The organism is Polynucleobacter sp. AP-Titi-500A-B4, assembly GCF_018688095.1.
GTDB lineage: Bacteria > Pseudomonadota > Gammaproteobacteria > Burkholderiales > Burkholderiaceae > Polynucleobacter.
In genome coordinates this window covers 1,025,308-1,048,590 of record NZ_CP061311.1, presented here as the reverse complement: position 1 = coordinate 1,048,590, position 23,283 = coordinate 1,025,308, and the positions used below count along the sequence as shown (strand labels likewise).

At 44.5% G+C, this 23,283-nt stretch carries 23 protein-coding genes and 2 tRNA genes; 18 read left to right on the top strand and 7 right to left on the bottom strand.

All coding sequences use genetic code 11. The annotated features are described in order from the left end of the window. The first annotated feature begins 74 nt into the window (after positions 1-74). The 12 genes from FD968_RS05455 to phoR all read left to right on the top strand — a co-directional run bounded on the left by FD968_RS05455 (position 75) and on the right by phoR (position 13,247). Positions 75-749: an RlmE family RNA methyltransferase gene (locus FD968_RS05455; RefSeq protein ID WP_215364410.1), complete on the top strand. Its 675-nt coding sequence runs from the start codon at positions 75-77 to the stop codon at positions 747-749. A gap of 157 nt (positions 750-906) precedes the next feature. After that, positions 907-2,784 carry an ATP-dependent zinc metalloprotease FtsH gene (ftsH, locus tag FD968_RS05450; protein WP_215364408.1) on the top strand — a complete coding sequence of 626 codons (1,878 nt, stop codon included), beginning with the start codon at positions 907-909 and terminating at the stop codon, positions 2,782-2,784. Between the two features lie 31 nt (positions 2,785-2,815). Then, the gene (gene folP / locus FD968_RS05445) at positions 2,816-3,679 is read left to right on the top strand and encodes a dihydropteroate synthase (protein WP_215364406.1); all 864 of its coding nucleotides are present in this window, start codon (positions 2,816-2,818) and stop codon (positions 3,677-3,679) included. A 45-nt stretch (positions 3,680-3,724) separates the two neighbouring features. After that, on the top strand, positions 3,725-5,068 hold the full coding sequence (gene glmM / locus FD968_RS05440; RefSeq protein ID WP_215364404.1) for a phosphoglucosamine mutase: 1,344 nt from the start codon (positions 3,725-3,727) through the stop codon (positions 5,066-5,068). Between the two features lie 4 nt (positions 5,069-5,072). Further along, positions 5,073-6,521 carry an alkaline phosphatase gene (locus FD968_RS05435; protein WP_215364402.1) on the top strand — a complete coding sequence of 483 codons (1,449 nt, stop codon included), beginning with the start codon at positions 5,073-5,075 and terminating at the stop codon, positions 6,519-6,521. A gap of 111 nt (positions 6,522-6,632) precedes the next feature. Further along, positions 6,633-7,655: a phosphate ABC transporter substrate-binding protein PstS gene (pstS, locus tag FD968_RS05430; protein WP_215367873.1), complete on the top strand. Its 1,023-nt coding sequence runs from the start codon at positions 6,633-6,635 to the stop codon at positions 7,653-7,655. Positions 7,656-7,738: 83 nt separating this feature from the next. Next, positions 7,739-8,728: a phosphate ABC transporter permease subunit PstC gene (gene pstC, locus FD968_RS05425; RefSeq protein ID WP_215367871.1), complete on the top strand. Its 990-nt coding sequence runs from the start codon at positions 7,739-7,741 to the stop codon at positions 8,726-8,728. Then, entirely contained in the window at positions 8,725-9,591 is an 867-nt protein-coding gene (gene pstA, locus FD968_RS05420) for a phosphate ABC transporter permease PstA (RefSeq protein WP_215367869.1), read from the top strand. Before pstC ends, pstA begins: the two co-directional genes overlap by 4 nt. A 17-nt stretch (positions 9,592-9,608) precedes the next feature. Then, the gene (gene pstB, locus FD968_RS05415) at positions 9,609-10,436 is read left to right on the top strand and encodes a phosphate ABC transporter ATP-binding protein PstB (RefSeq protein ID WP_371817757.1); all 828 of its coding nucleotides are present in this window, start codon (positions 9,609-9,611) and stop codon (positions 10,434-10,436) included. 12 nt (positions 10,437-10,448) lie between these two features. Beyond that, positions 10,449-11,156 (top strand): phosphate signaling complex protein PhoU, encoded by a 708-nt coding sequence (gene phoU / locus FD968_RS05410; protein WP_215367867.1) that lies wholly within the window; start codon positions 10,449-10,451, stop codon positions 11,154-11,156. A gap of 13 nt (positions 11,157-11,169) precedes the next feature. Then, entirely contained in the window at positions 11,170-11,883 is a 714-nt protein-coding gene (phoB, locus tag FD968_RS05405; protein ID WP_215367865.1) for a phosphate regulon transcriptional regulator PhoB, read from the top strand. Between the two features lie 65 nt (positions 11,884-11,948). Beyond that, positions 11,949-13,247 carry a phosphate regulon sensor histidine kinase PhoR gene (gene phoR, locus FD968_RS05400; protein WP_215367863.1) on the top strand — a complete coding sequence of 433 codons (1,299 nt, stop codon included), beginning with the start codon at positions 11,949-11,951 and terminating at the stop codon, positions 13,245-13,247. A 3-nt stretch (positions 13,248-13,250) separates the two neighbouring features. Here phoR and FD968_RS05395 read toward each other — a convergent pair whose 3' ends face one another. Then, positions 13,251-13,451: a hypothetical protein gene (locus FD968_RS05395; RefSeq protein WP_215367861.1), complete on the bottom strand. Its 201-nt coding sequence runs from the start codon at positions 13,449-13,451 to the stop codon at positions 13,251-13,253. 162 nt (positions 13,452-13,613) lie between these two features. Here FD968_RS05395 and FD968_RS10595 point away from each other — a divergent pair, with 162 nt between their 5' ends. Together FD968_RS10595 and FD968_RS05390 are read left to right on the top strand one after the other, a co-directional pair. Continuing rightward, positions 13,614-13,769, top strand: coding sequence for a GDCCVxC domain-containing (seleno)protein (locus tag FD968_RS10595; RefSeq protein ID WP_305848947.1), 156 nt, complete (start codon positions 13,614-13,616; stop codon positions 13,767-13,769). Between the two features lie 55 nt (positions 13,770-13,824). After that, a complete protein-coding gene (locus tag FD968_RS05390; protein ID WP_251367655.1) occupies positions 13,825-15,378 on the top strand; it encodes a Ppx/GppA phosphatase family protein in 1,554 nt (517 codons plus the stop codon). Here FD968_RS05390 and FD968_RS05385 read toward each other — a convergent pair whose 3' ends face one another. Genes FD968_RS05385 through FD968_RS05370 form a run of 4 tightly spaced genes read right to left on the bottom strand, consistent with a single transcriptional unit; the run spans position 15,379 to position 18,595 of the window. Beyond that, positions 15,379-16,302: a GNAT family N-acetyltransferase gene (locus FD968_RS05385; RefSeq protein WP_371817750.1), complete on the bottom strand. Its 924-nt coding sequence runs from the start codon at positions 16,300-16,302 to the stop codon at positions 15,379-15,381. Between the two features lie 44 nt (positions 16,303-16,346). After that, on the bottom strand, positions 16,347-16,748 hold the full coding sequence (locus FD968_RS05380) for a diacylglycerol kinase (RefSeq protein WP_215367859.1): 402 nt from the start codon (positions 16,746-16,748) through the stop codon (positions 16,347-16,349). Between the two features lie 12 nt (positions 16,749-16,760). Beyond that, complete coding sequence (locus tag FD968_RS05375) at positions 16,761-17,789, bottom strand: glycosyltransferase family 1 protein (protein WP_215367857.1); 1,029 nt, start codon at positions 17,787-17,789, stop codon at positions 16,761-16,763. Further along, positions 17,786-18,595: a UDP-2,3-diacylglucosamine diphosphatase gene (locus FD968_RS05370; protein ID WP_251367654.1), complete on the bottom strand. Its 810-nt coding sequence runs from the start codon at positions 18,593-18,595 to the stop codon at positions 17,786-17,788. The genes FD968_RS05375 and FD968_RS05370 overlap by 4 nt, the downstream gene beginning before the upstream one ends. A gap of 104 nt (positions 18,596-18,699) precedes the next feature. Between FD968_RS05370 and FD968_RS05365 the strand changes: the two genes are divergently transcribed. Both FD968_RS05365 and ppk2 read left to right on the top strand, forming a co-directional pair. Then, complete coding sequence (locus FD968_RS05365) at positions 18,700-19,491, top strand: 1-acyl-sn-glycerol-3-phosphate acyltransferase (protein WP_215367855.1); 792 nt, start codon at positions 18,700-18,702, stop codon at positions 19,489-19,491. Positions 19,492-19,540: 49 nt separating this feature from the next. Continuing rightward, a complete protein-coding gene (gene ppk2 / locus FD968_RS05360) occupies positions 19,541-20,446 on the top strand; it encodes a polyphosphate kinase 2 (protein ID WP_215367853.1) in 906 nt (301 codons plus the stop codon). Here ppk2 and FD968_RS05355 read toward each other — a convergent pair. Both FD968_RS05355 and FD968_RS05350 read right to left on the bottom strand, forming a co-directional pair. Then, entirely contained in the window at positions 20,443-22,542 is a 2,100-nt protein-coding gene (locus FD968_RS05355; RefSeq protein WP_215367851.1) for a TonB-dependent receptor, read from the bottom strand. The two genes, ppk2 and FD968_RS05355, sit on opposite strands and share 4 nt — an antisense overlap. An 81-nt stretch (positions 22,543-22,623) precedes the next feature. Then, positions 22,624-22,992: a hypothetical protein gene (locus tag FD968_RS05350; protein ID WP_215367849.1), complete on the bottom strand. Its 369-nt coding sequence runs from the start codon at positions 22,990-22,992 to the stop codon at positions 22,624-22,626. A 60-nt stretch (positions 22,993-23,052) separates the two neighbouring features. Between FD968_RS05350 and FD968_RS05345 the strand changes: the two genes are divergently transcribed. Beyond that, positions 23,053-23,129, top strand: a tRNA-Pro gene (locus FD968_RS05345). A 35-nt stretch (positions 23,130-23,164) separates the two neighbouring features. Further along, positions 23,165-23,241, top strand: a tRNA-Arg gene (locus FD968_RS05340). The last annotated feature ends 42 nt before the right edge of the window (positions 23,242-23,283 follow it).

Here is a 23,283-nt window from a genome sequence, read left to right as displayed (position 1 = left end):
AGCAGGTTTTCCTTCGATTCCTTTTGCTTTAGAGGGCAGAAACTAGGAAAATGTAGGGCGAAAGTGGGTAAGTTGTGGCAAAGAATAAATTTAATAAAAGTTGGTTGCAGGATCATCTAACCGATCCCTATGTGAAGATGGCTCAAAAAGAGGGCTATCGCGCAAGAGCGGTTTATAAGCTCAGTGAAATTGACGAGCAAGATCACCTCATCAAGGCGGGAATGACCATTGTTGACTTGGGTAGCGCTCCAGGTAGCTGGTCCCAGTACGCCCGTAATCGCTTAACCGAGTTGGGTAAAAGCAATCCAAATATTGAATCTGGCAAACCAGACGGTCAAATTATTGCGATTGATATTTTGCCAATGGAAGATATTGCGGATGTGAGCTTTATCCAAGGTGACTTCCGTGAGGAAGAAGGGCTTGCTGCTCTGGAAGCCTTGCTTCCTAAAAATGCAGAAGGCAAGGTGGATTTGGTCCTTTCGGATATGGCTCCCAATTTGTCAGGGGTGGGGGTGGCAGATGCGTCTCGCATGGCTTTTTTGGCAGAGATTGCCTTGGATTTTGCCGTGGCCCATCTCAAGCCTGAGGGCGCTTTACTAATTAAGTGTTTCAACGGCAGTGGTTATAGCCAGATCGTGGAATCCTTTAAAAAGGTCTTCAAAACAGTCGCCTCTAGAAAACCCAAAGCCTCTCGTGCTAGATCTTCGGAGATCTTCCTTTTAGGCAGAAACCTCAAGCCACCGAAATAAACCCAAAAAAGACCCTAAATAAGCCCAATAACCCCCTAAATTACATGGGTTTATCAAATAAAAACACCATTAGCCCTTGAAAAAGGCTGGTAGTAGAATCAAATACATAGATAGCGATTCGCTTTAACTCCTGGATCATTCCAGAAAAGGACTCATTTTGAACAGCAATATGTTCCAAAAAATCGGTGTGTGGCTCATTGTGGGCTTGGTGCTTTTCACTGTTTTCAAACAGTTTGATAAGCCTAAGGATCCCAATCAGGTCACCTATTCCCAATTCATGGATGACGCCAAAGCTGGAAAAGTAAAGCGTGTTGATGTGCAAGGTCGCACATTACAAGTCACTCCTGCTGACGGCATTAAATACTCCATCATCTCTCCGGGTGACATCTGGATGGTTGGTGACTTAATGAAGTACGGCGTACAAGTGACTGGTAAAGCAGAAGACGAACCAAATATGTTGGTTTCTGCTTTGTATTACCTAGGACCGACTCTATTGATTATTGGTTTTTGGTTTTTCATGATGCGTCAAATGCAAGGTGGCGGCAAAGGCGGAGCATTCTCCTTTGGTAAATCTAAGGCGCGTCTGATTGATGAGAATAGCAATACTGTTACTTTTGCTGATGTTGCAGGTTGCGATGAAGCAAAGGAAGAAGTTTTTGAATTAGTCGATTTCTTAAAAGACCCTCAAAAGTTTCAAAAGCTCGGTGGTCGCATTCCCCATGGCGTATTGCTGGTGGGCCCTCCTGGTACTGGTAAGACCCTCTTAGCGCGTGCGATTGCTGGCGAAGCTAAAGTCCCGTTCTTCTCGATCTCAGGTTCAGATTTCGTGGAGATGTTCGTTGGTGTTGGTGCATCCCGTGTGCGCGACATGTTTGAGAACGCGAAGAAAAATTCTCCATGCATCATTTTTATTGATGAGATTGATGCAGTCGGTCGTCACCGTGGTGCCGGCATGGGTGGTGGTAACGATGAGCGCGAGCAAACCTTGAACCAGATGCTGGTTGAGATGGATGGCTTTGAAAGCAATAGCGGCGTGATCGTTGTTGCTGCAACTAACCGTTCTGATGTTTTAGATAAAGCACTATTGCGCCCAGGTCGTTTTGACCGCCAAGTGCACGTTGGTTTGCCAGACATTCGCGGTCGTGAGCAAATCTTGCAAGTGCATATGCGCAAGGTGCCGATCGATCCTGATGTGAATGCAGCTGTGTTGGCACGTGGCACACCAGGATTCTCGGGCGCTGATTTAGCGAACTTGGTGAACGAAGCTGCTTTATTTGCTGCACGCCGCAATAAGCGTTCAGTGGATATGAAAGACTTTGAAGATGCTAAAGACAAGATCTATATGGGTCCTGAGCGTAAGTCTGCTGTGATGCGTGAAGAAGAGCGTCGCAATACGGCATATCACGAGTCTGGCCATGCTGTTGTGGCCAAAGTGCTACCTAAAGCGGATCCCGTTCACAAAGTTACTATCATGCCGCGAGGTATGGCCTTAGGTGTAACTTGGCAGTTACCAGAATTTGATCGCGTCAATCTTTACAAAGATCGTATGTTGGAAGAGTTGGCGATTTTGTTTGGCGGTCGTGCTGCTGAAGAAGTCTTCTTGCATTCCATGAGTACTGGTGCATCGAATGACTTTGAGCGTGCTACCAAAATGGCGCGTGACATGGTGACTCGTTATGGCATGAGCGATAGTCTCGGTACGATGGTCTATGTTGATACTGAATCTGAAAGTATCTTTGGTCGCAACAGCACTAAGACGGTTTCTGAGTTGACACAGCAAAAGGTTGATGCAGAAATTCGGATGTTGATTGATAGTCAATATGCTTTGGCTAAATCAATCTTGGAGCAAAACCGCGATAAGGTAGAGGCCATGGTTGCCGCTTTGCTTGAATGGGAAACCATTGATGCTGAGCAAATTACCGACATCATGGAAGGTCGTCCTCCACGCACTCCGAAGCCACCTCCTGCAACCCAGTTTGGTAACTCAGCCGGAACTCCAGGTCCTGCAGCAGGTAGCGCTCCCGCCACAGCCTAGTGTGCAGATAAGCAATAAAGATTTCGTCTGAATGACTAAGACAGGCATTCAAGAGATGCCCACAACATGGCGTTGTGGGCGTTTTCTTTTTGACTTTAGTAAACGCAAACGCCCTATTGTGATGGGTATTCTGAATGCAACGCCAGATTCATTTTCGGATGGTGGCAAATTCAGAACAGCTAAAGATGCGATCGCTCAAGCTGAGCTCATGATCCATAGCGGTGTTGATCTGATTGATATTGGTGGTGAATCGACTAGACCTGGCGCTGATCCTGTTTCTCTTCAAGAAGAGCTGGATCGGGTATTGCCGGTCATTGAGGGCTTGAAAGATTGTGGCGTACCACTATCCATTGATACTTATAAACCAGAAACTATGCGTCATGCACTGAATGCTGGCGTAGATTGTGTCAATGATATTTGGGCGCTAAGACAAGAGGGCGCAGTTAGCGCAATCCTCGAGAGCTCAAATTGCGGGATTGTATTGATGCACATGCAGCGCGATCCCATGACGATGCAGTTTAATCCGGAATACAAAGATGTCATTATTGAGGTGAAGCAATTTCTGAAGGAGCGCGCTGATCTTTTAATTTCAAAAGGGATTGAGCACAACAGAATTGCCATCGACCCTGGTTTTGGCTTTGGAAAAAGTCTTGAACATAATCTAAATATGTTGACTAATTTTCAGCGCTTCTCAGAACTAGACTATCCAGTACTGGCGGGTATATCCCGCAAATCCATGATTGGCAAAATTACTGGTAAGGAAACAAATGATCGCCTTGCCCCCAGTATTGCCGCGGCGATGATGGCGGCAGATCGTGGCACCAAGATCCTTAGGGTCCATGATGTTCCCGAGACCGTAGACGCTTTAAAGCTTTGGGAGGCTGTAAATACCTAGACTTGGCCCTAAAAATCTAAGCCTCTAAGTTTTATAATCAAGCTCATGAAAAAACAATACTTTGGTACTGATGGCATACGTGGTGAGGTTGGTACATTTCCGATCGTTCCGGAATTCATGACTCGCCTTGGCTATGCCGCAGGTATGGTGTTGAATAAAAATACTAAAGCGGGTGAGCGCTGCAAAGTGCTGATCGGCAAAGATACGCGGGTATCAGGGTACCTATTGGAAGCGGCTCTAGAAGCTGGCTTTGCAGCTGCTGGTGTTGATGTCATGCTTTGTGGCCCCATTCCAACTCCAGGCGTTGCATATCTCACTAAGGCCTTACGTTTATCTGCAGGCATTGTGATTTCTGCATCACATAACCCCTATCAAGATAATGGCATCAAATTCTTTTCTGCTAACGGAGATAAGTTAGATGATGATTTTGAGTTAGCAATTGAAGCAGAGCTTGCAAAGCCAATGGGTTGCGTTAGAGCAGAAGCATTAGGGAAGGCATTTCGCCTAGACGATGCCGCTGGCCGTTACATCGAGTTTTGTAAATCGACATTTCCTGGTGAGTTAAACCTCAAAGGTTTGAAGCTCGTTGTGGATTGTGCTAATGGCGCTGCTTATGACACTGCGCCGCGTGTATTTCATGAACTTGGAGCAGAAGTGATCTCTATCGGTGTTAGTCCTGATGGCCGCAATATCAATGATGGTTGTGGCGCAACAGCACCAGCCGCTTTGATTGCCAAAGTGAAGGAAGTCAATGCGGATTTAGGAATTGCTCTTGATGGTGATGCAGACCGCTTACAAATGGTTGATGCCACAGGGCGTTTATTTAATGGTGATGAACTTCTTTATGTATTGGCTAAAGACCGCTTAGATCGTGGACAGAAGCTTGGTGGCGCCGTAGGCACCTTGATGACCAATTTAGCAGTTGAGAACGCTATTAAAGGGCTGGGAATTGGCTTTGAGCGTGCCAATGTCGGCGACCGATACGTTTTAGAGTTACTCAAGCAAAAGGGCTGGATTATTGGCGGTGAGGGCTCCGGCCATTTACTTTGCTTGGACCAGCACTCAACAGGTGATGGCACGATTGCCGCTCTTCAGGTATTGGCAGCCATGAGTCAGAATAAAAAGAGTCTGGCCCAATTACTCGATTCAGTGAAGATTTTCCCGCAAGTACTGTTGAATGTGAAATTCAAACCCGGCTATGACTGGAAATCTGATGAGTCTCTGAAGAGACAAATCTCTAAAGTAGAAAGTGATCTCAAGGACATTGGTAGGGTGCTTATTCGTGCATCAGGAACTGAACCATTACTTCGCGTCATGGTTGAAACCAAAGATGCCGATCTGGCAATGAGCTCGGCCAAAAGCATTGCTGATTTAGTACCTATAGCTTAAAAAGATGATGAATTGCAGAAGCCTGACTGCAAGACTGAGGGCTGCATTTGTATTCTTCTCAATAGCTTTTTTGCTATCTCTGCAGCCTGTAGTTGCGCAGACAGCTCAGAGTAAGCCCAAAAATATCATCATTCTATTTGCTGATGGCGCTACCAATAGTCAATATGAATTTGGTCGTTACTCTAGCGCCCAATTACGCCAGCAGCCTTTTGCGGTTACTGATGTCGTGATGGCCAGAGGTCACTATCAGCTGATGAAAACCGAATCAGCGAACTATTTTGTTACCGATTCTGCAGCAGCTGCCTCTGCCATGTCTACGGGATATAAGGTAAACAATGGTGCGATTTCTATAACGCCTGATGGAAAATCGCCACCAACTTTAATGCAGATAGCCAAACAAAATGGCAAGCGAATAGGGCTTATTAGCACCGCCCCCATTTATGACGCTAGCCCTGCGGCATTTAGTGTGCATGCGAAATCTAGGCGTGACAATGAATCAATCGTTAATCAATATGTTGAACTTGTACCCGATGTGCTGATGGGCGGCGGCTTGAATTTCTTCTTGCCAAAAACTGTTGCAGGAGGAAAGCGTCAAGACGATCAGAATATTGTTGAGATCTTTAAAGCTAAGGGCTATCAGTATATCAGCACTCCAGTTGAGCTCAATTTAGTAAGAAACAATAAGCTGCTCGGATTGTTTGCAGAAGAAGATATTGATTACGAGATAGATCGTAACCCTCAAGAAATGCCTAACCTTGCTCAAATGGTGACTACCGGTTTGAAGGTCCTCAATGCTAAACAGGCAAAAGATAAAGGCTTTGTGCTCTTTGCCGAGAATGAAAATACTGATTCAGCTGGGCATCAAAATGACGTGGCCGCCTTAATGCGAGATCTCTGGGCATTTGATGATGCCGTCAAAGTTGCCTTAGAGTTTCAGAAGCAGAATCCAGACACATTGATTATTGTTACTGGCGATCATGAGACTGGTGGATTTTCACCTACCTATGGCCGAAAAAATCTAGGGCCAGCAGGTCCCTCTAACTATCAAAATGTTACCCCTAATCAATTGAAGCAAATAGAGCGGTACACCATGTCCTTAAATAAATTTTTTGAAAAATTCAAGGCAACAGTAAAGCAGGGGGCATCAAGCTCAGAACTGAAGACATCCCTTGATAAGCTGCTGCAAGAAGGATTCCCGGGTTTGGTGCTTGAGGATGATTTAAGAGAAAAGATCCTCAATAGTGGACAACTTGAACCCAACTCAAATTACCTGCCATCGAATATTCTTGCTTTAGCAATTGCGAGGCAGACTGGCTTTTATTGGGGTACCTCTGGCCATACTCCGACCCCAATCACAGTTGCGGCGATTGGGCCGGGTTCTCAGGTCTTTAAAGGGGTTGATGACAACACCGCATTTGCCGCCAAGTTGAGACAGCTGATTGGGCAAAAATAGCCTTTAGAGCCCCTAAAAAGCGTGTTTTTGGTATGTCATAGAACTGTCATAATCGAGTCGTATCGTCCTACTATCGCAACGTTGCGTTATACCTATCAAAGGACCGATTAAATGAAATCTTTCTTGAAAAAAGCACTAGTGATTAGCGCTATTTCACTTGCTCCTGCCGCATTTGCAGTGGACATGACAGGTGCTGGTGCAACATTTCCTTACCCAATTTACGCAAAATGGGCTGAAGCCTACAAAGCTAAAACAGGCTCAAACTTAAACTATCAATCTATTGGATCTTCTGGCGGTATCAAGCAAATCAAGGCAAAGACTGTAGATTTTGGTGCCACCGATAATCCAGTGAAATTTCAAGATCTAGAAGCTGATGGCCTCGTTCAGTTCCCAGCGATCATTGGCGGCGTAGTTCCAGTCATTAACGTCGACGGTGTGAAACCAGGTGAAATTAAATTGGACGGTCCAACATTGGCCGATATTTTCCAGGGCGTGATTTCTGACTGGGGTGACAAGCGAATTGCCATCATGAACCCAGGTGTGAAGATTCCTAGCGGTCCTATTACTGTTGTTGTCCGTGCCGACGGATCTGGTACAACAGCCATTTTTACTGATTACTTAGCAAAAACCAGCACCCTGTTTAAGGATGCAGTAGGCTCAGGCGCTTCTGTTAAGTGGCCAGCTGCTTCCACTGTAGGCGGCAAAGGTAACGAAGGTGTGGCAGCTAACGTAACCCGCGTTAAGAACTCTGTTGGTTATGTTGAGTACGCGTATGCCAAGAAAAACAAAATGACCTTTATTTCTATGAAGAATAAAGACGGTAACTATGTTGCACCTGATGATATAACTTTTGCTGCAGCAGCGGCAGGTACTGATTGGTCTACCATTCCAGGCATGGGCACCTTTATTACCAATGCACCTGGTGCTAAATCCTGGCCAATTACAGGCGCATCTTTTATCTTAATCTACAAGAATCCAGAGAACAAAACGAACGTGGCTGAAGTATTAAAGTTCTTTGACTTTGCCTTCAAGGATGGCAAAAAGATGGCAGAAGATTTAGATTACGTGCCAATGCCGGATAAAACAACTGAATATATTCGCAAGAATGTATTCACTAAGATAGTAACGAAGTAAATTTTGCAATTTAATTCCTTTTTTGAAGTTCCAAACAGCTCCACCATGGTGGGGCTGTTTGTATGTTTAACGATGATTAATTCATGATCGATAACGCTCAGTCTCATTCAGCGCCTACACCACAAGCGCTTAGAATTGCTAAGCTCCAGCGTGTGCAGGATTTCCTTTTCCACGCAATTACCCAGTTTTTTGCATGCTCAGTATTGATTGCCTTATTGGGCATTATCATTTCCTTGGTAATCAATGCATGGCCAGCGCTCAGTACATTTGGACTTGGTTTTTTCTTCACCCAAGAGTGGGATATTGTGAATGGTGAGTTTGGCGGCTTAATTGCTATCTACGGCACCTTGGTCACATCCTTCATTGCTTTGCTAATTGCTGTTCCCTTGAGTTTTGGTATTGCAGTATTTCTTACCGAACTTTGCCCTGGCCCACTGCGTCGCCCATTAGGCACTGCCGTAGAGTTGTTGGCTGCAGTTCCTTCCATTATTTACGGTATGTTTGGCCTATTTATATTCGCACCACTATTTGGTGACTACATTGAGCCTGCATTAGCCGCTACGCTCGGAAAGATTCCGGGCTTAGGCATTTTATTTTCTGGTGCGTTTAATGGTATTGGCGTTCTTTGTGCAGGCCTCATCTTGGCCATGATGATATTGCCTTTCATTGCATCTGTTATGCGTGATGTATTTGAAATTGTTCCTCCAGTCCTTAAAGAGTCTGCTTACGGTATTGGGTGTACCACCTGGGAAGTGGTAAAAAATGTAGTGCTTCCCTATACCAAAGCGGGTGTAATTGGTGGCGTCATGTTAGGCTTGGGTCGTGCACTTGGCGAAACCATGGCGGTTACTTTCGTTATTGGAAACTCACAACGCTTATCAGCTTCATTATTTGCACCAGGTACATCTATTGCCTCAACTCTAGCCAATGAATTCGGAGAGGCTGAAGCAGGAAACCATTTATCTTCTTTATTTGCGCTTGGTCTCGCGCTCTTTATCATTACCTTTATTGTTCTAGCATGCGCTAAATGGATGCTGAACAATATGGAGAAGAAGCAAGGCTTGAAATCATGAATAAAGCCACCAATATCAATCCAGAAATTTTCGCTCGTCGTAAACGCGCAAATAAAATTGGTCTAACTTTATCCATGTGCGCCATGGGCTTAGGCATGATCTTTTTGTTTTGGATCCTGAGCGTACTAGTTATTAAGGGCTTCTCCTCTATCAATCTAGATTTGTTTACGCACAGTACTCCAGCCCCAGGATCTGAAGGTGGCGGTCTTGCTAATGCCATTGTAGGTAGCTTGATGTTAATTGGCTGCTGTACCTTGATTAGCACTCCCGTTGGTGTTCTTGCTGGCCTTTATCTCTCTGAGTATGGCGACCGTAGCAAGGTTGCTGCAGTCACTCGATTTGTGACCGACATCATGCTTTCAGCGCCATCCATTGTTATCGGACTATTCGTTTATGCATTTGTAGTGGCACAGGTAAGACACTTCTCTGGTTGGGCTGGCACTATCGCCTTAGCTCTGATTGCGATTCCGGTTGTAGTTCGTACTACCGAGAATATGTTGCGTCTTGTGCCTGGCAGTTTGCGTGAAGCTGCTTATGCCTTAGGTACACCCAAGTGGAAGGTAGCTTTTATGATTACTTTGCGAGCAGCGCAAAGTGGGGTGATGACGGGTATCTTGCTTGCTCTGGCACGCGTTAGCGGTGAGACAGCACCTTTGCTGTTTACGGCATTGAATAACCAATTCTTTTCAACGAATATGAATGCGCCAATGGCGAATTTGCCTGTGGTTATCTTTCAGTTCGCGATGAGTCCTTATGACAACTGGGTTGATCTTGCATGGGGCGGTGCATTACTAATTACATTTGCAGTGCTTGGATTAAATATCCTTGCTCGTGTTGTATTCCGAGATAAGGTACAGGGATGATGAGTAATATGAGAACAATGTTTGACTTAAATGAGATTGATAGTCAAGGGGGTAGAGTGGATACATTAAACCAAGAGCCGAAAAACGCGGCAGTGAACGCTATTGAGGTTCGTAACCTTAATTTTTATTATGGCGCATTCCAAGGTCTTAAGAAAATCAATCTTGATATCGAACAAGGCAAAGTAACTGCTTTCATCGGTCCATCTGGCTGTGGTAAGTCAACGCTTTTGCGCACACTTAATCGCATGTATGACCTCTATCCAGGGCAGCGAGCTGAGGGTGAGATCAATTTTTATGGTCAAAATATTCTAGAACCAGGCCAAGACTTGAATTTACTTCGCTCTCGAATTGGAATGGTATTCCAAAAACCGACTCCATTCCCGATGTCGATTTATGAAAATATTGCATTTGGTGTACGTTTATATGAAAAGCTTGCCCGCTCTGAAATGGATGAGCGTGTTGAGTGGGCCTTAAATAAGGCTGCTTTATGGAATGAAGTAAAAGATAAACTCAATCAAAGTGGTTTATCTCTTTCGGGCGGTCAACAACAACGTTTATGTATTGCACGGGGTGTAGCAGTCAAGCCGTCCGTCATCTTGCTAGACGAGCCAACTTCAGCTTTAGATCCAATTTCTACCGGCAAGGTTGAGGAGTTGATTCATGAGCTTAAAAATGATTACACCATCGCTATCGTGACCCATAATATGCAACAGGCAGCTCGTGTTTCGGACTATACGGCTTATATGTACCTAGGCAGCTTGATTGAATACGGCAAAACTGATGAGATTTTTATTAAGCCCAAACGCAAAGAAACCGAAGATTACATAACCGGCCGTTTCGGTTAATTGGAGAATTACATGCCAGATAAGCACCTATCATCACAATTCGATGCCGATTTAAATTCCCTATCCAGCCGTTTATTAGAAATGGGCGGGTTGGTAGAATCACAAATCGCTACCGCTATGCGTGCATTCACGCAAATGGACCTCGATACCTGTAACGTTGTTATTGAAAATGAAAAGCTAGTCAATGATTTGGAAATTCAAATCGACTCTGCCTGCACAGAATTAATTGCTCGCAGACAGCCAACTGCACGCGATTTACGCCTGGTGATGGCGGTATCAAAAGCGATTACTAATCTTGAGCGTGCGGGCGATGAGGCTGAACGGGTTGCTAAGCGCACTAAACGCCTTATTGATTCTGGCGTTACTAGTAATATTAATGTTGCTGAGATTCGCCTCTCTGGTCAAATGGCAATTTCTCTTTTGAGAAGAAGTTTGGACGCATTTGCCCGCCTAGATACAGTTGCAGCTGCTGAGGTTGTCCAGGAAGACCGCCAGATCGATGAAGAATTCAGGGCTTTTGTTCGCAAGCTGATTACTTACATGATGGAAGATCCTCATACCATCACAACCGGCTTGGACATGTTGACTATAGCTAAAGCAATTGAACGAATCGGTGATCATGCTAAAAATATTGCTGAATTCGTGATTTACATTGCCAAGGGGTCTGATGTGCGACACATGCCGCATGAAGATTTGGTCCGAGAGGCTAATAAGCAGTAGGCATGGGAAAATTGTGACTCAGCGCATATTAATCGTTGAAGATGAGCCTTCAATCGCAGAGTTGATTGCGATTAACCTCACTCATGCAGGCTATAAGGTTGAAAAGGCCATGCAAACTGAATTGGCGCTTTCTCTCATGAAAGAAAGCCTACCAGACTTATTAATCCTGGATTGGATGCTACCGGGAAAATCTGGCGTTCAATTTGCAAAGGAGCTCAGATCAAATGATCGCACTAGAGGTCTGCCAATCCTGATGTTGACAGCCAAAAGTGATGAGTCAGACAAAGTGTCGGGACTAGACTCCGGCGCGGATGACTACGTTACTAAACCATTCTCACCCAAAGAGTTGATTGCTAGAGTTAAGGCTTTGCTCAGAAGAAGCACTATTGTAGAAGATACGGGGCCATTGGCTGTTGGCCCCTTGAAGTTAGATCCCAGCTCGCATCGGGTGCTTGCAATATGGCCAAACCAAGACCCAAGACCGATTTCTTTAGGTCCAACAGAATATCGGCTTTTGCAGTACTTTATGGCTAATCCCGAGCGAGTCCATTCTCGCGGGAGCCTGCTGGATAAGGTATGGGGAAATGAGGTCTATATTGAGGAAAGAACGGTAGATGTGCATATCAAACGATTGCGTGCTGCCCTTAGCCCTTTTGATTGCGACCGTTATATCGAAACAGTCAGGGGTAGCGGGTATCGGATTACCAAGACCCCCACAGAATCCTAGGCCAGTTTCTCCTGACTTTTATTGCTAATTGGCAGTCAAACCAGAAGATGATCTAAGATTGCAGCATGATTTCTGCGCTTACCCGTTTTGCAACTATCATTTGCTTGGCATTTGTCTGTGCCTTTATTGTCTTTAACAATTGGGGTGAAGTTTGGGGAATAGCTACTGGCATATTCATTCTTGCTATTCCCTTGCTATATACCTACATAAATTTAGCGCGTCTGAGAAGGCATGTTTTAGAAGATTCAGTAGAAAACATGTCGCTTCCGAGCGGCTATTGGGAGGAAATATTTTTTCGCCTCCAGCGCTTAGTCCGAAATCTTAAGCAAAGAATTAGAACCACAGAGCAACAGCATGATCACTTTATTGAGGCCTTCCAAGCTTCTCCAAATGGCATTGTCATGCTAGATGGGGATGATCAAATTGAATGGTGTAACAGTATTGCGGAGCATTTCTTTGGGTTAAGTTTTAGACGAGATGTGATGCAACGCATTAATTTTTTGATACGCCGTCCTGAATTTGTTCAATACCTCAATAAGAAAATCTTCGATGAACCATTACTACTTGAGCGCATGGGTCAAGACGGTAGTCTTAGCTTAATGCTTCAAGCTTTTCCGTTTGGTCAAAAGCGTCACCTCCTTTTAGTGCAAGATGTAACCGACCTGCAAAAGGCAGATGCCATGCGCAGAGACTTTGTGGCGAACGTTTCGCATGAAATGAGAACGCCTATTACTGTATTGATGGGTTTCTTAGAAACCGTTCAATCATTGGATCTTGAGAAGTCTCAGCAAGATCAATATTTTGACATGATGATGTCTCAGGCAAAGCGGATGAAGAGTCTTGTGGAAGACTTACTAACACTTGCCAATCTTGAGGCAAATACTTTGCCAGCGAGTTTAAATGTCATCAAGATTGAAACCTTAATGGCACTTCTTAAGAATGATGCTGAGGCCCTTTCTCATGGTAGTCACGCATTAAGTTTTACTTCTTTAACTCCCAACAATTTATTAGGCGATGAGAAAGAGGTTTTGTCTGCCTTTAGCAATCTTGTTTCAAATGCAATTCGCTATACCCCCGATGTCGGATCTGTTGAAGTTAAATGGCAAATGAACTCCAATGGTCAGGGTGAATTCTCCGTCACAGATACCGGTCCAGGCATTGCTTCAGAGCATTTATCACGCTTGACAGAACGCTTCTATCGAGTTGATAGAAGTAGATCTAGGGATACTGGTGGAACTGGACTGGGCTTGGCGATTGTCAAACATATCTCCAATAGACATCAGGCTCAATTGCTGATTGAAAGTACTCCTGGGAAGGGCAGTACTTTTATGTTGCGCTTTCCTAAAGAACGTATAAGCGCCTAATCACTACTCTTTTTTCTTTTTCTTTTTTTTGTTTGATTCTTTGGTGAGTTTATCGGTTTTGCCATTGGCATATAAACACCAAACCTTAATTTCCTCTAGAAGCTCAACCAGGTCTTCATATGGAAGTTTTTTAAAGTCATTCAGACTGATTGCGCCGGTTTCTTGAAGTTGTTTAACGGCATCTTCATATTGATATTTGCTCATAGTCTTTGCTAAAAATGAATAAGATTTAATCCTAGCAAAGTAATATGACAGTCAAGCTTAATTTACTGTCATATTTCTGTAACATTAAACAAGCAGTATGAGTGGGTGACTAATTTAACCCTATACCAGCACTCCATCATTACCTGTCCTCATTGCCTTGCAATGGAGTCACTGACTGTTCCCGCAGGGGCCACACATCATCTATATCGTTGCCCAGCATGCAAACAGATTCTTAAGCCGAAGTCAGGAGATTGCTGCATTTTCTGTAGCTTTGGAAGTCTAAATTGTTCAAGCTCCGAGCAAAACTTAGCGGCCTAATCTAAGGCGAGCCTTGGCAATTTAGGGTATGCGTTATTTAGAGTAGACTCATAGCTTGACTACTGATACTTCAATCAATTCCTCGGACTTAGTTGCTGCTGTTGACCTAGGGTCTAACAGCCTTCGTCTATTGGTTGCACAGGCCGTCAACACCCCTTCTGGCACTCAATTACGTCCAATTGATACATTACGAGAGACCGTGCGTCTAGCAGCAGGATTAACTGAGCACAAAATGCTTGGAAATGACGCATATCAAAGGGGACTTGTTGCAATTCGGCGCTTTGGCGAGCGTATTCGGGGATTTAATCCCTCAAATGTTAGAGCTGTTGCTACCAATACATTACGCGTGGCTAAGAATGCTTCGCAATTTGTAGCCGATGCTGAGAAGGCCTTGGGCTTTCCGATTGAAGTTATTGCAGGCGTAGAAGAGGCACGTTTAATCTACATTGGAGCAGCTCATGAGGTTCAAGCGGTTCATGGCAATAGATTGGTAATTGATATTGGAGGCGGCTCTACAGAGTTCATTATTGGAAAGGGTTATGAGCCTAAATTAATGGAGAGCCTTTACATTGGTTGCGTATCCCATAGCTTGAGATTTTTCCCGAAAGGCAATATTGATTCACATGCATTTAAAGAGGCTGAATTGGCTGCCCGTCGAGAGATCCAGGTCATATCTGGAGCCTATTTAAAAAGCGGCTGGAATCAAGTTATCGGCTCGTCGGGGACGGCCCGAGCATTGGCAGAGCTTATTGCCGAAAATAACTTTAATGGCCATGGTGACGGCTTGACAATGGGTAGGGTTAATGGTGGTAGTGGCCTGATCACGAGGGAGGGATTAAAGAATCTTAAAAAACATCTTCTCAAATACGAACATGTAAATCAAGTTGAGTTGATTGGCCTCAAAGACGATCGTAGATCTGTGTGGCCCGGCGGTCTAGCTATTATGCTTGCAGCGTTTGATGAGTTAAATATTGAAAGTATGGAAGTGACCGATGCTGCTTTGCGCATAGGTGTTCTTTATGATCTATTGGGTCGCTCACAGCATCACGATATGCGGTATGTCACCGTTGAGCAATTTATGCAGCGCTATACCGTAGACCGAGAGCAGGCAGAAAGGGTTGGGAAGTTTGCAGCTGAATTTCTAACGCAATTACCCAAATCGGATATCGAAAATAGGGCGGACAATATCGCTTTATTACAGTGGGCTGCAAATCTTCATGAAATTGGTCTATCCATATCCCACAATGGATATCACAAACATTCTGCTTATATTGCTGGAAACGCTGATATGCCTGGCTTCTCAAAGAATGATCAGGCACGTTTAGCGGCCTTGTTGCTTGGTCACACAGGAAAGCTAGGAAAGCTATCAAATAACCATGCATTTAATGATTGGCGCATGCTCTTTTGTCTACGATTAGCGCAAGTGTTGTGCCGTGGCAGAAGTGGTGTGAACCTGCCCAAGGTAAAAGTATCTGAAAATAATGGCGCATTCGCTGTGGAAATCCCAAAGGACTGGGCACTGAGCCATCCACTTACCGAATTTAGCTTACAAAAGGAAGCGGCCGAGTGGGAGCGAGTCGGTCGCACTTATAAAGTTCACCTAAAGTAGTTAAATGCCTAGAAAGTGTTTTGCGTAGCGCGGATTAATATCTGAAAGACGTAGCATGGTTAGTAAGTCTGCCGTGTTGAAGTCAGGATCCCAAGCTGGAGCACTGCAAATCTTTGCGCCTAATTTAAGGTAGCCCTTGATCAATGGTGGTGCATCTACTTCAAGACCGCCATTAAGTCTGTCCAAGGGTAGCGCTAGACGTGGAAAGGCGTGGAATTCAGTTGGCGCTATTTGCTCACTACCCAGAGAGTTATAGAGGCTTGCCGCAAAGTGACCGCCATCTGCCATCGGAATACTCGCACAGCCCAGCATAATTTCGTATTCATTTTTGAGCATGTACTGTGCCAAACCACTCCATAAGGCCATAATGACAGCACCAGAGCGATAGTCTTGATGAACGCATGATCTTCCAAGTTCTACTAATTTGGGGCGAAGATGATCTAGGCGAGAAAGATCAAATTCAGTGTCTGAATATAAGCGGCCGATTTCTTGAGCCTTGTGGGGAGGTAGCACGCGATAAGTACCTACAACCTTGAGCGTATCTTGATCTCTGATCAGCAGGTGATCACAATAAGCATCGAATTCATCGATGTCTAGTCCTTCCGAATTTTCAGCGAGGTTTGCGCCCATTTCTTCTGCAAATACCTTATAACGAAGGCGCTGAGCTTCTTTAATTTCATTAACACTGCTAGCCCATTCAATCTTATATGCTGGTCTCTTGGGCTTTGCTGCTTTTGGTGCAACAGCAATATCTTCGCTAGTTAATTGAGCTCTTGATTTACTGGCAAATTTTTTCCCGAAAAGCTTTTTCGCTAGTTTTTTCGATAATTTCTTTAGAGCATCAACTTTTTTGAGCTTTAACTTCTTCTCCTTTTTTGGGGAGAAGATTTCAAATGCACCAATCGGATTTGGGATATCAGACATAGTTAACCTTATATTGATTCAATTGATTAAGAGTGAAATTGCTGTTACCTGAAAAAAATGGGCGCACATATAGCAGTCCAAAGGAGTAGTGCAACAACTAATGCCAACATGACTGCCGCAGACCCAAAGTCTTTTGCTCGTTTTGATAAATCATGATGCTCAAAGGAGATGCGATCGATTGCTGCCTCAACGCTGGAATTCAGTAATTCGACCACCAAAACCATGATGAGCGATGTAACTAATAATGCTTTCTCGAAATAATTGATTGGCAAAAGAATCGCAATAGGCGATAAAAATACAAAGAGGGTAAGTTCTTGCCTGAATGCACTTTCCTCTTTGAACGCATAAACCAATCCACACCATGAATTTTTTGCAGCATGCCATGCACGAGCAAGGCCACGATTACCCTTATGTGGGTTTTGATCGATGTGATAGGGCTTGCTCAAAATGATTTCACCTTAGGCAATAGCAGTGATATGCACTGCTGGTGTAGGTACTGGCTTGAGATGTCTGGCGAACTCTTCAGTTGCCGCTCTCCATGAGAATTTTTCAGCATGTGCACGGGCAACTTCACGAGGAATTTTGAGGGCCTCTATACATGCTTTGCGTAAATCATCATTCATGGCCCCAGCTTTTGAATGCCCCAGAACATCAATGGGGCCAGTTACCGGGTAAGCTGCTACTGGGGTTCCACAAGCCATTGCCTCTAGCAGCACCAGTCCAAATGTGTCAGTCTTACTGGGGAAGACAAACACATCTGCAGCCGCGTATACCTTAGCCAATTCATGCTGTTGCAATACGCCTAGATAGTTAATATCTGGGTATTTTTCTTTAATGCCAGCCATAGCTGGACCGTCTCCTACAACCCATTTTGAACCAGGTAAATCAATTTCCAAAAATGCATTAATGTTTTTTTCAATGGCTACACGACCAACATATAGAAAGATTGGATGGGCTGTATTGAGCGCTTTCGATTCTTGAGGCTTGAAAATATCTAAATCAACGCCACGCGACCAAAGAACAACATTATTTAGACCATACTTTTCTAGATCATCTTTTACGACGATGGTTGGTGCCATTACACCCATAGATCGACTGTGAAACCAGCGAATGAATGCATAGGTAATGCCAAGTGGCATGCCAGTTCGTGCTTTGACGTACTCTGGAAATCGAGTGTGATAAGCGGTAGAGAAGGGAAGGTCATTCTTTACTGCATATGAGCGCGCAGATAAGCCCAAAGGACCCTCTGTGGCTATATGCATAGCATCTGGAGCGAATTCTTTGATGCGTCGTGCAACTTCCTTGCCAGGAAATATGGATAGTGCAATGTCGGGGTAGGTAGGACATGGGATGGATTTAAAGCCATTAGGGGTAATCATTTCAACTTCATGACCCATCGCAATTAATTCTGCGCGAGTTTGCTTTAGGGTTCGCACGACACCATTTACCTGAGGATCCCATGCGTCAGTGATGATCATAATTTTCATATTGCTACCTCTTCTATAATTGATTCAATTACGGCTTGGGTGGTTAACTGATTGATTTCAACTGGTTCGCCTTTGATATGGGGCCAGTGAATGATTTTTAGTTCACCTGTTTGTGTTTCAACTAATGCAGTGAGGCTTTCAACCCAGTCACCATCGTTGCAATACAGCAGGCCATCTATCTCGCGAATCTCAGCTTTGTGAATGTGGCCACAGACAACACCATCACAACCCCGTAAACGAGCCTCCCTAGCCATGATGTGTTCAAAATCTGCAATGTAGCTGACAGCATTTTTAACTTGATGCTTGAGGTATTGAGAAAGGGACCAGTACTGGAGCCCCATCTTTACTCGGAGCATATTGAAATAGCGGTTTATATACAAAATGAAGGAGTAGAGCGTATCACCTACATAAGCGAGCCATTTTGCATATTGCATTACGCCATCAAATTGGTCGCCATGCGTAACCCATAGACGTTTCCCATCTACAGTTGTATGAATCACTTCTTCCATGACTTTGACATCACCAAATGAAAGCCCAAAAAACTGCCTTGCGCTTTCATCATGGTTGCCGGGTACATAAATGACTTCCGTACCTTTACGGGCCTTGCGTAATAGTTTTTGCACTACATCGTTGTGCTCTTGCGGCCAATAAAACGATTTTTTAAGTCTCCACCCATCAATAATGTCGCCAACAAGATAGAACTTATCTGCTTCGTTATGCTTTAGAAAATCAAGGAGGTAGTTCGCCTGACACCCTGACGTTCCTAGGTGTATGTCTGAAATCCAGATGGCTTTGTAATGGATCATGAATCCGTATTAAGCCAACCCAGTATGAAACTAGCATGACAGTTTCAAGACACTTTTGTGACGACAGCACTTTCTTTGCAACATGATTTATATTCATGATCTATATGAGTAGTCAACATAGCCAATCCCCTAAGAATCAATCTTTATCGAACTTCTTTCGATGGATTCAGATTTGGACTCATGTCATTGTAGGTCTGGCAATCTTATTTTTGTGCTTTCCTTTTGCCAATCAGAAATCTAGAAATAAGCATATTCAAAATTGGTCGCTAAAGTTGCTCTCGATCTTTGGCATTGAATTAGAGGTAAAAAACCCAGAGATTATTCCATCAACCCCGTTTCTTTTGGCATCAAACCATATTTCCTGGATGGATATACACGCCATAAATGCATTTAGGCCAATCCGATTTGTTGCCAAGTCTGAGGTGGCGAATTGGCCAATCTTTGGATGGATGGCAAAGCAATTAGGAACGGTATTTATTAAACGCGACAATTCGCGCCATGCAAGACTTATTGCGGGTGAAGTGGCAAAGGTGCTACATGCTCAGTCAGTATGTATCTTTCCTGAAGGTACCTCTACCGATGGGGATACTGTTCTACCATTCAAGCCAAATTTATTTGAATCAGCCATCATTTCCGATGTTCCGGTTTATTCCTTAGCGATTTCTTACAAGTCTTCAATTACAGGCTTATGCAATAAGTCTTGCGCTTTTATTGGGGAAATGGGATTGTTAGAGTCTATGTCTAATATTTTGAATGATCGAAATTTAATGGTTGAATTAAGCTTTTTGCCACCCTCTAGATCTAATTCAGCAACTTCTAGGGACCGAAAATGGCTTGCAATGCAAAGTCAAGAGGCTATTTCCAGGCAAATAAAGGCTGATTTGCAGTTAATGTAATAAAAATGTCATTTTCACTCTGTATAAGTATTAAATAGGAGTGGAACTGATGACGTCTAAACATAAAGAGATGGCCGAGTGGTATCGCCGTGCCCAGGTAGAGATACTTGACAGCATGGACGAAGAGCTTGAAATGGAGCTCGATGATGATCGTCTGTCTCCAGATGGCGATAGCCATTCCCAGATACCAAGAAACTTATACTTCAAAGAACTGTTTCGCCTACAGGGTGAGCTGGTAAAGCTACAGGATTGGGTTGTGGCCAATAAAGTTAAAGTTGCCGTGTTATTTGAGGGTCGCGATTCAGCGGGAAAGGGCGGGGCAATTAAGCGCATCACTCAACGACTAAATCCACGCGTCTGCAAGGTGGTTGCTTTACCTGCGCCAAACGAACGAGAAAAGACTCAATGGTATTTTCAGCGATACATATCCCAGTTGCCAGCCGGTGGTGAGATCGCACTCTTTGATCGTAGCTGGTACAACAGGGCTGGTGTAGAGAAGGTGATGGGATTTTGTACCAAGAAAGAGTATGAAGAGTTTCTCAGAACCGTTCCCGATTTAGAGCGGATGATGATTAGCTCGGGCATCATCTTAATTAAATATTGGTTTTCTATTTCTGATGATGAACAGTACAACCGCTTTATGATGCGTATTCATGACCCATTAAAGCAATGGAAGCTTAGTCCAATGGATTTAGAGGCTCGACGCTTATGGGAGGCCTACACAAAGGCCAAAGAAACCATGTTGGAGCGCACCCATATTCCAGAGGCTCCTTGGTGGGTTGTTGCTGCAAATGATAAGAAAAAAGCACGATTAAATTGCATCAGTCATTTATTGACACAAATTCCTTACAAAGAAATTGACCATCCAACGATTAAATTGCCTGCGCGTGTGCACAACCCAGATTACTTGCGCGGACCTGTACCCCCAGAGATGTACGTCCCTGAGGTTTATTAAAACGTAGCCCGTAAACCAACCATCACACTTCTTCCGGGTTGCGGAGCATAGAGTCTTACCGCCATTGGCGTAGTAGCATAACGAATTTGCTCATTCAGCAAATTCTTCAAATTCATATAAATCGTCCAGTTCACTTCTTTAACTCTCTCTGTATAAGAGATTCCGGCATTGAGCAGGTTGTAACTTGGTGCTGGACCTTGTTCCCAAGAAGCCAGACGATTCTGTTGATAGCTGTAGATATAAGTAGCATTCGTTAACCAACCGTTTCGTTCGTGGGCAATCTCAGCACCTAAGCGCGGAGCAGGTTGAAGTGGCAGATTGCCGCCGGCATCAAAGCTGCCTTGCGATACATCGCCAAATATTCTTCCGCCCAAACCTTTTTCACGCCAGTTATAGGTCAGTTCACCTTCAATGCCTTTGATCGTTGCGGCTGCTTGTTGAGCAGTCACTACATCGAAGCCATTCGCAGCACCACCAACAATAGAGCTGCCTGTATAAAAGCCGTAGATATAGTTATTGAATCGATTGGCATAAATACTAGCCTTCGCACGCATAAGGCCACTCGTTTTTTGTAGATTGAACTCTAGGTTATGTGAAGTCTCTTTGCTGAGATTGGGATTGCCAATATCAAAGGTTGCCGTGGATTCATGAGCACCATAGGAGTAGAGTTCCTGCGCACTAGGCGCACGCTGCGATACGGTATAGGCAACGCCAATGCCATGCCCCTGCATAAAGTTCCAAAGACCGCCCGCTGAATACGACAGCAAATTAAAGTTGCGATTTTGTAATGTAATGAGTGGCGTGGTACCGGTTGGATCAGCAGTTGATTGTTGTTCTAAAGCAGTACCTAGATTCGGCTTTTGCGCCACGTTGTTGTAGCGTAAACCTAGATTACCTTGTAGCGAGTTCCATTGACCTTCTTCAATCCAAAAGACTGCATTTGAGTTCGTTTTGGTTGGGGGAACAATGGCATAGCTACCCGTGCCCACCTCAGTAGCATTAAGAGAGGCTGCAGAAGCTTGTGCCCCAAAGATGCCTTTCCATCCTGCTATCGGGTTATGTGCCAGTTCAAACCGAGCCTCATTGGCAATGTTTTTCCATACGGCGGCTGCCTCACCTACATTGGTAAATTCAGTATGGTTGTAGTTGGAGTTTGCTGCGCTAAATTTGAATGAAGAGAACCCATCAAAAGGATCTCGGGTTTGATGCTGGAAGTCGTATCGATTTTGTGACTGATTAATTGATCCACCCTCAGGGGTCGGAATGCCATAGTTATTATTTAAACGCTCAACCGATATGCCCGTATATCCATTTTGTCCGATGTAGGAGACACCAACGCCCAAATTATTTTGGTTGCTGTATGAATTCGGTAACTTACCGGTGTAATTGTTTCCGCCATTACCATCGGGTGGAACTGTCCAGCCACCAACAGGCTCACCCTGTGATTGCGTTGAATTTCCCGGAATACGATAGTTATTCGCATTGTTAATGGCCGTATCCACGTGTACCGCTACAGAGCCATATGCACCATCTACCTCTAATGAGCCTGCTCGTCCGTTATTCACCGTTTCATAGCTAGTATTGATAGCGCCTGTTGGCCTATCGGGAAGATTCGTCAAAATACGATCATTTACTACGTTGACCAAACCGCCACTAGAGCCCGAACCATAAAGCAGGGCAGCTGCGCCACGTAAAATTTCCACTTGGTGAGCATTTTGCATATTGTTTCCAACTGCATGATCTTGGGAGATATTCGAAACGTCGCCGACCGATAAACCATTTTGCAAAATCTGTACTCGTGAGCCTTCCAGGCCTCTAATAACAGGACGGGAAGATCCGGCGCCATAGCCTGTGGCAGAAACCCCTAGCTCATTAGCGAGCGTAGCCCCCAAGGTCGTACCCAATTTATTGAGTAACTCATCACCTTGCAATATTTTGGTAGGCGTCAAAATACTTTGCGTCGCCTCTTGACTCCCAGTCGCAGTAATCTCAAGACTCGGAACCTGTGTCTGTGCAATCACTTGCTTGGCTGATAGCCCGGCAATCAAGACGCAAAGCAATCGTCGTTTAAATAATCTTTTTTTCTTGTGATGCATTTGAATCCCTCAACTTCTAAAGCCTAAATGAAGGCTTAGATAAATCCAGTACTAGGCAAGGTGCCTAGTAAATAAAGCGATTTATAGAAGAAATGCTGGGGGAGCGCGCGATTGGTAGGCTGACGGATCAGCTTGCGCAGTACTAAATACTGGGGAGAGAGCTGGTGTGAAACTGGCTGCATCTAGAGTTGATGATCCATTTGATTCGCCAGACATAAAGCTAGCGAGGGTCAATGCGTCAAATAGATGGCAGACTTCTGAACTATGGGTATAACTGGGAGTTGATTCACCTGCGGAAGATTGGCTAATGCTATGTTGCTGAAAACTCGCGTGTGAAACGCTATGAGCAAAACCAATCCAATGGGTTCCCATCATGCAAACCATGAGCAAAGCTACTGCTAAAGCAGCTTGAATTTGCTTTGGTAATTTGCTGGAAAAATAGGCAACCATGCCCCGAATCTTACCCGATTTGCCTCAAATAACCCTATCGGTGTAGAATATTGGTTCCGTCGGAGTGTAGCGCAGCCTGGTAGCGCACCTGCTTTGGGAGCAGGGGGTCCAAGGTTCGAATCCTTGTACTCCGACCACTTTCCCTTATTGTTCTAGATATACCAGCATATAACTGCCCATAGCTCAGCTGGATAGAGCAACGCCCTTCTAAGGCGTAGGTCGCACGTTCGAATCGTGCTGGGCAGGCCAAATCCTCCAATACCCTAAGTTTTCACTTTCTTAGCGCTCTAA

Bases quoted from the DNA above. Each gene is read 5' to 3' on its own strand.
- FD968_RS05355 (WP_215367851.1), bottom strand. From the start codon at position 22,542: ATGCATCACAAGAAAAAAAGATTATTTAAACGACGATTGCTTTGCGTC.
- FD968_RS05395 (WP_215367861.1), bottom strand. From the start codon at position 13,451: ATGAGCAAATATCAATATGAAGATGCCGTTAAACAACTTCAAGAAACC.
- pstC (WP_215367871.1), top strand. From the start codon at position 7,739: ATGATCGATAACGCTCAGTCTCATTCAGCGCCTACACCACAAGCGCTT.
- folP (WP_215364406.1), top strand. From the start codon at position 2,816: ATGACTAAGACAGGCATTCAAGAGATGCCCACAACATGGCGTTGTGGG.
- FD968_RS05385 (WP_371817750.1), bottom strand. From the start codon at position 16,302: ATGTCTGATATCCCAAATCCGATTGGTGCATTTGAAATCTTCTCCCCA.
- phoU (WP_215367867.1), top strand. From the start codon at position 10,449: ATGCCAGATAAGCACCTATCATCACAATTCGATGCCGATTTAAATTCC.
- FD968_RS05350 (WP_215367849.1), bottom strand. From the start codon at position 22,992: ATGGTTGCCTATTTTTCCAGCAAATTACCAAAGCAAATTCAAGCTGCT.
- FD968_RS10595 (WP_305848947.1), top strand. From the start codon at position 13,614: ATGGAGTCACTGACTGTTCCCGCAGGGGCCACACATCATCTATATCGT.
- glmM (WP_215364404.1), top strand. From the start codon at position 3,725: ATGAAAAAACAATACTTTGGTACTGATGGCATACGTGGTGAGGTTGGT.
- FD968_RS05365 (WP_215367855.1), top strand. From the start codon at position 18,700: ATGAGTAGTCAACATAGCCAATCCCCTAAGAATCAATCTTTATCGAAC.
- FD968_RS05370 (WP_251367654.1), bottom strand. From the start codon at position 18,595: ATGATCCATTACAAAGCCATCTGGATTTCAGACATACACCTAGGAACG.
- ppk2 (WP_215367853.1), top strand. From the start codon at position 19,541: ATGACGTCTAAACATAAAGAGATGGCCGAGTGGTATCGCCGTGCCCAG.
- pstA (WP_215367869.1), top strand. From the start codon at position 8,725: ATGAATAAAGCCACCAATATCAATCCAGAAATTTTCGCTCGTCGTAAA.
- phoR (WP_215367863.1), top strand. From the start codon at position 11,949: ATGATTTCTGCGCTTACCCGTTTTGCAACTATCATTTGCTTGGCATTT.
- FD968_RS05435 (WP_215364402.1), top strand. From the start codon at position 5,073: ATGATGAATTGCAGAAGCCTGACTGCAAGACTGAGGGCTGCATTTGTA.
- pstB (WP_371817757.1), top strand. From the start codon at position 9,609: ATGTTTGACTTAAATGAGATTGATAGTCAAGGGGGTAGAGTGGATACA.
- pstS (WP_215367873.1), top strand. From the start codon at position 6,633: ATGAAATCTTTCTTGAAAAAAGCACTAGTGATTAGCGCTATTTCACTT.
- FD968_RS05375 (WP_215367857.1), bottom strand. From the start codon at position 17,789: ATGAAAATTATGATCATCACTGACGCATGGGATCCTCAGGTAAATGGT.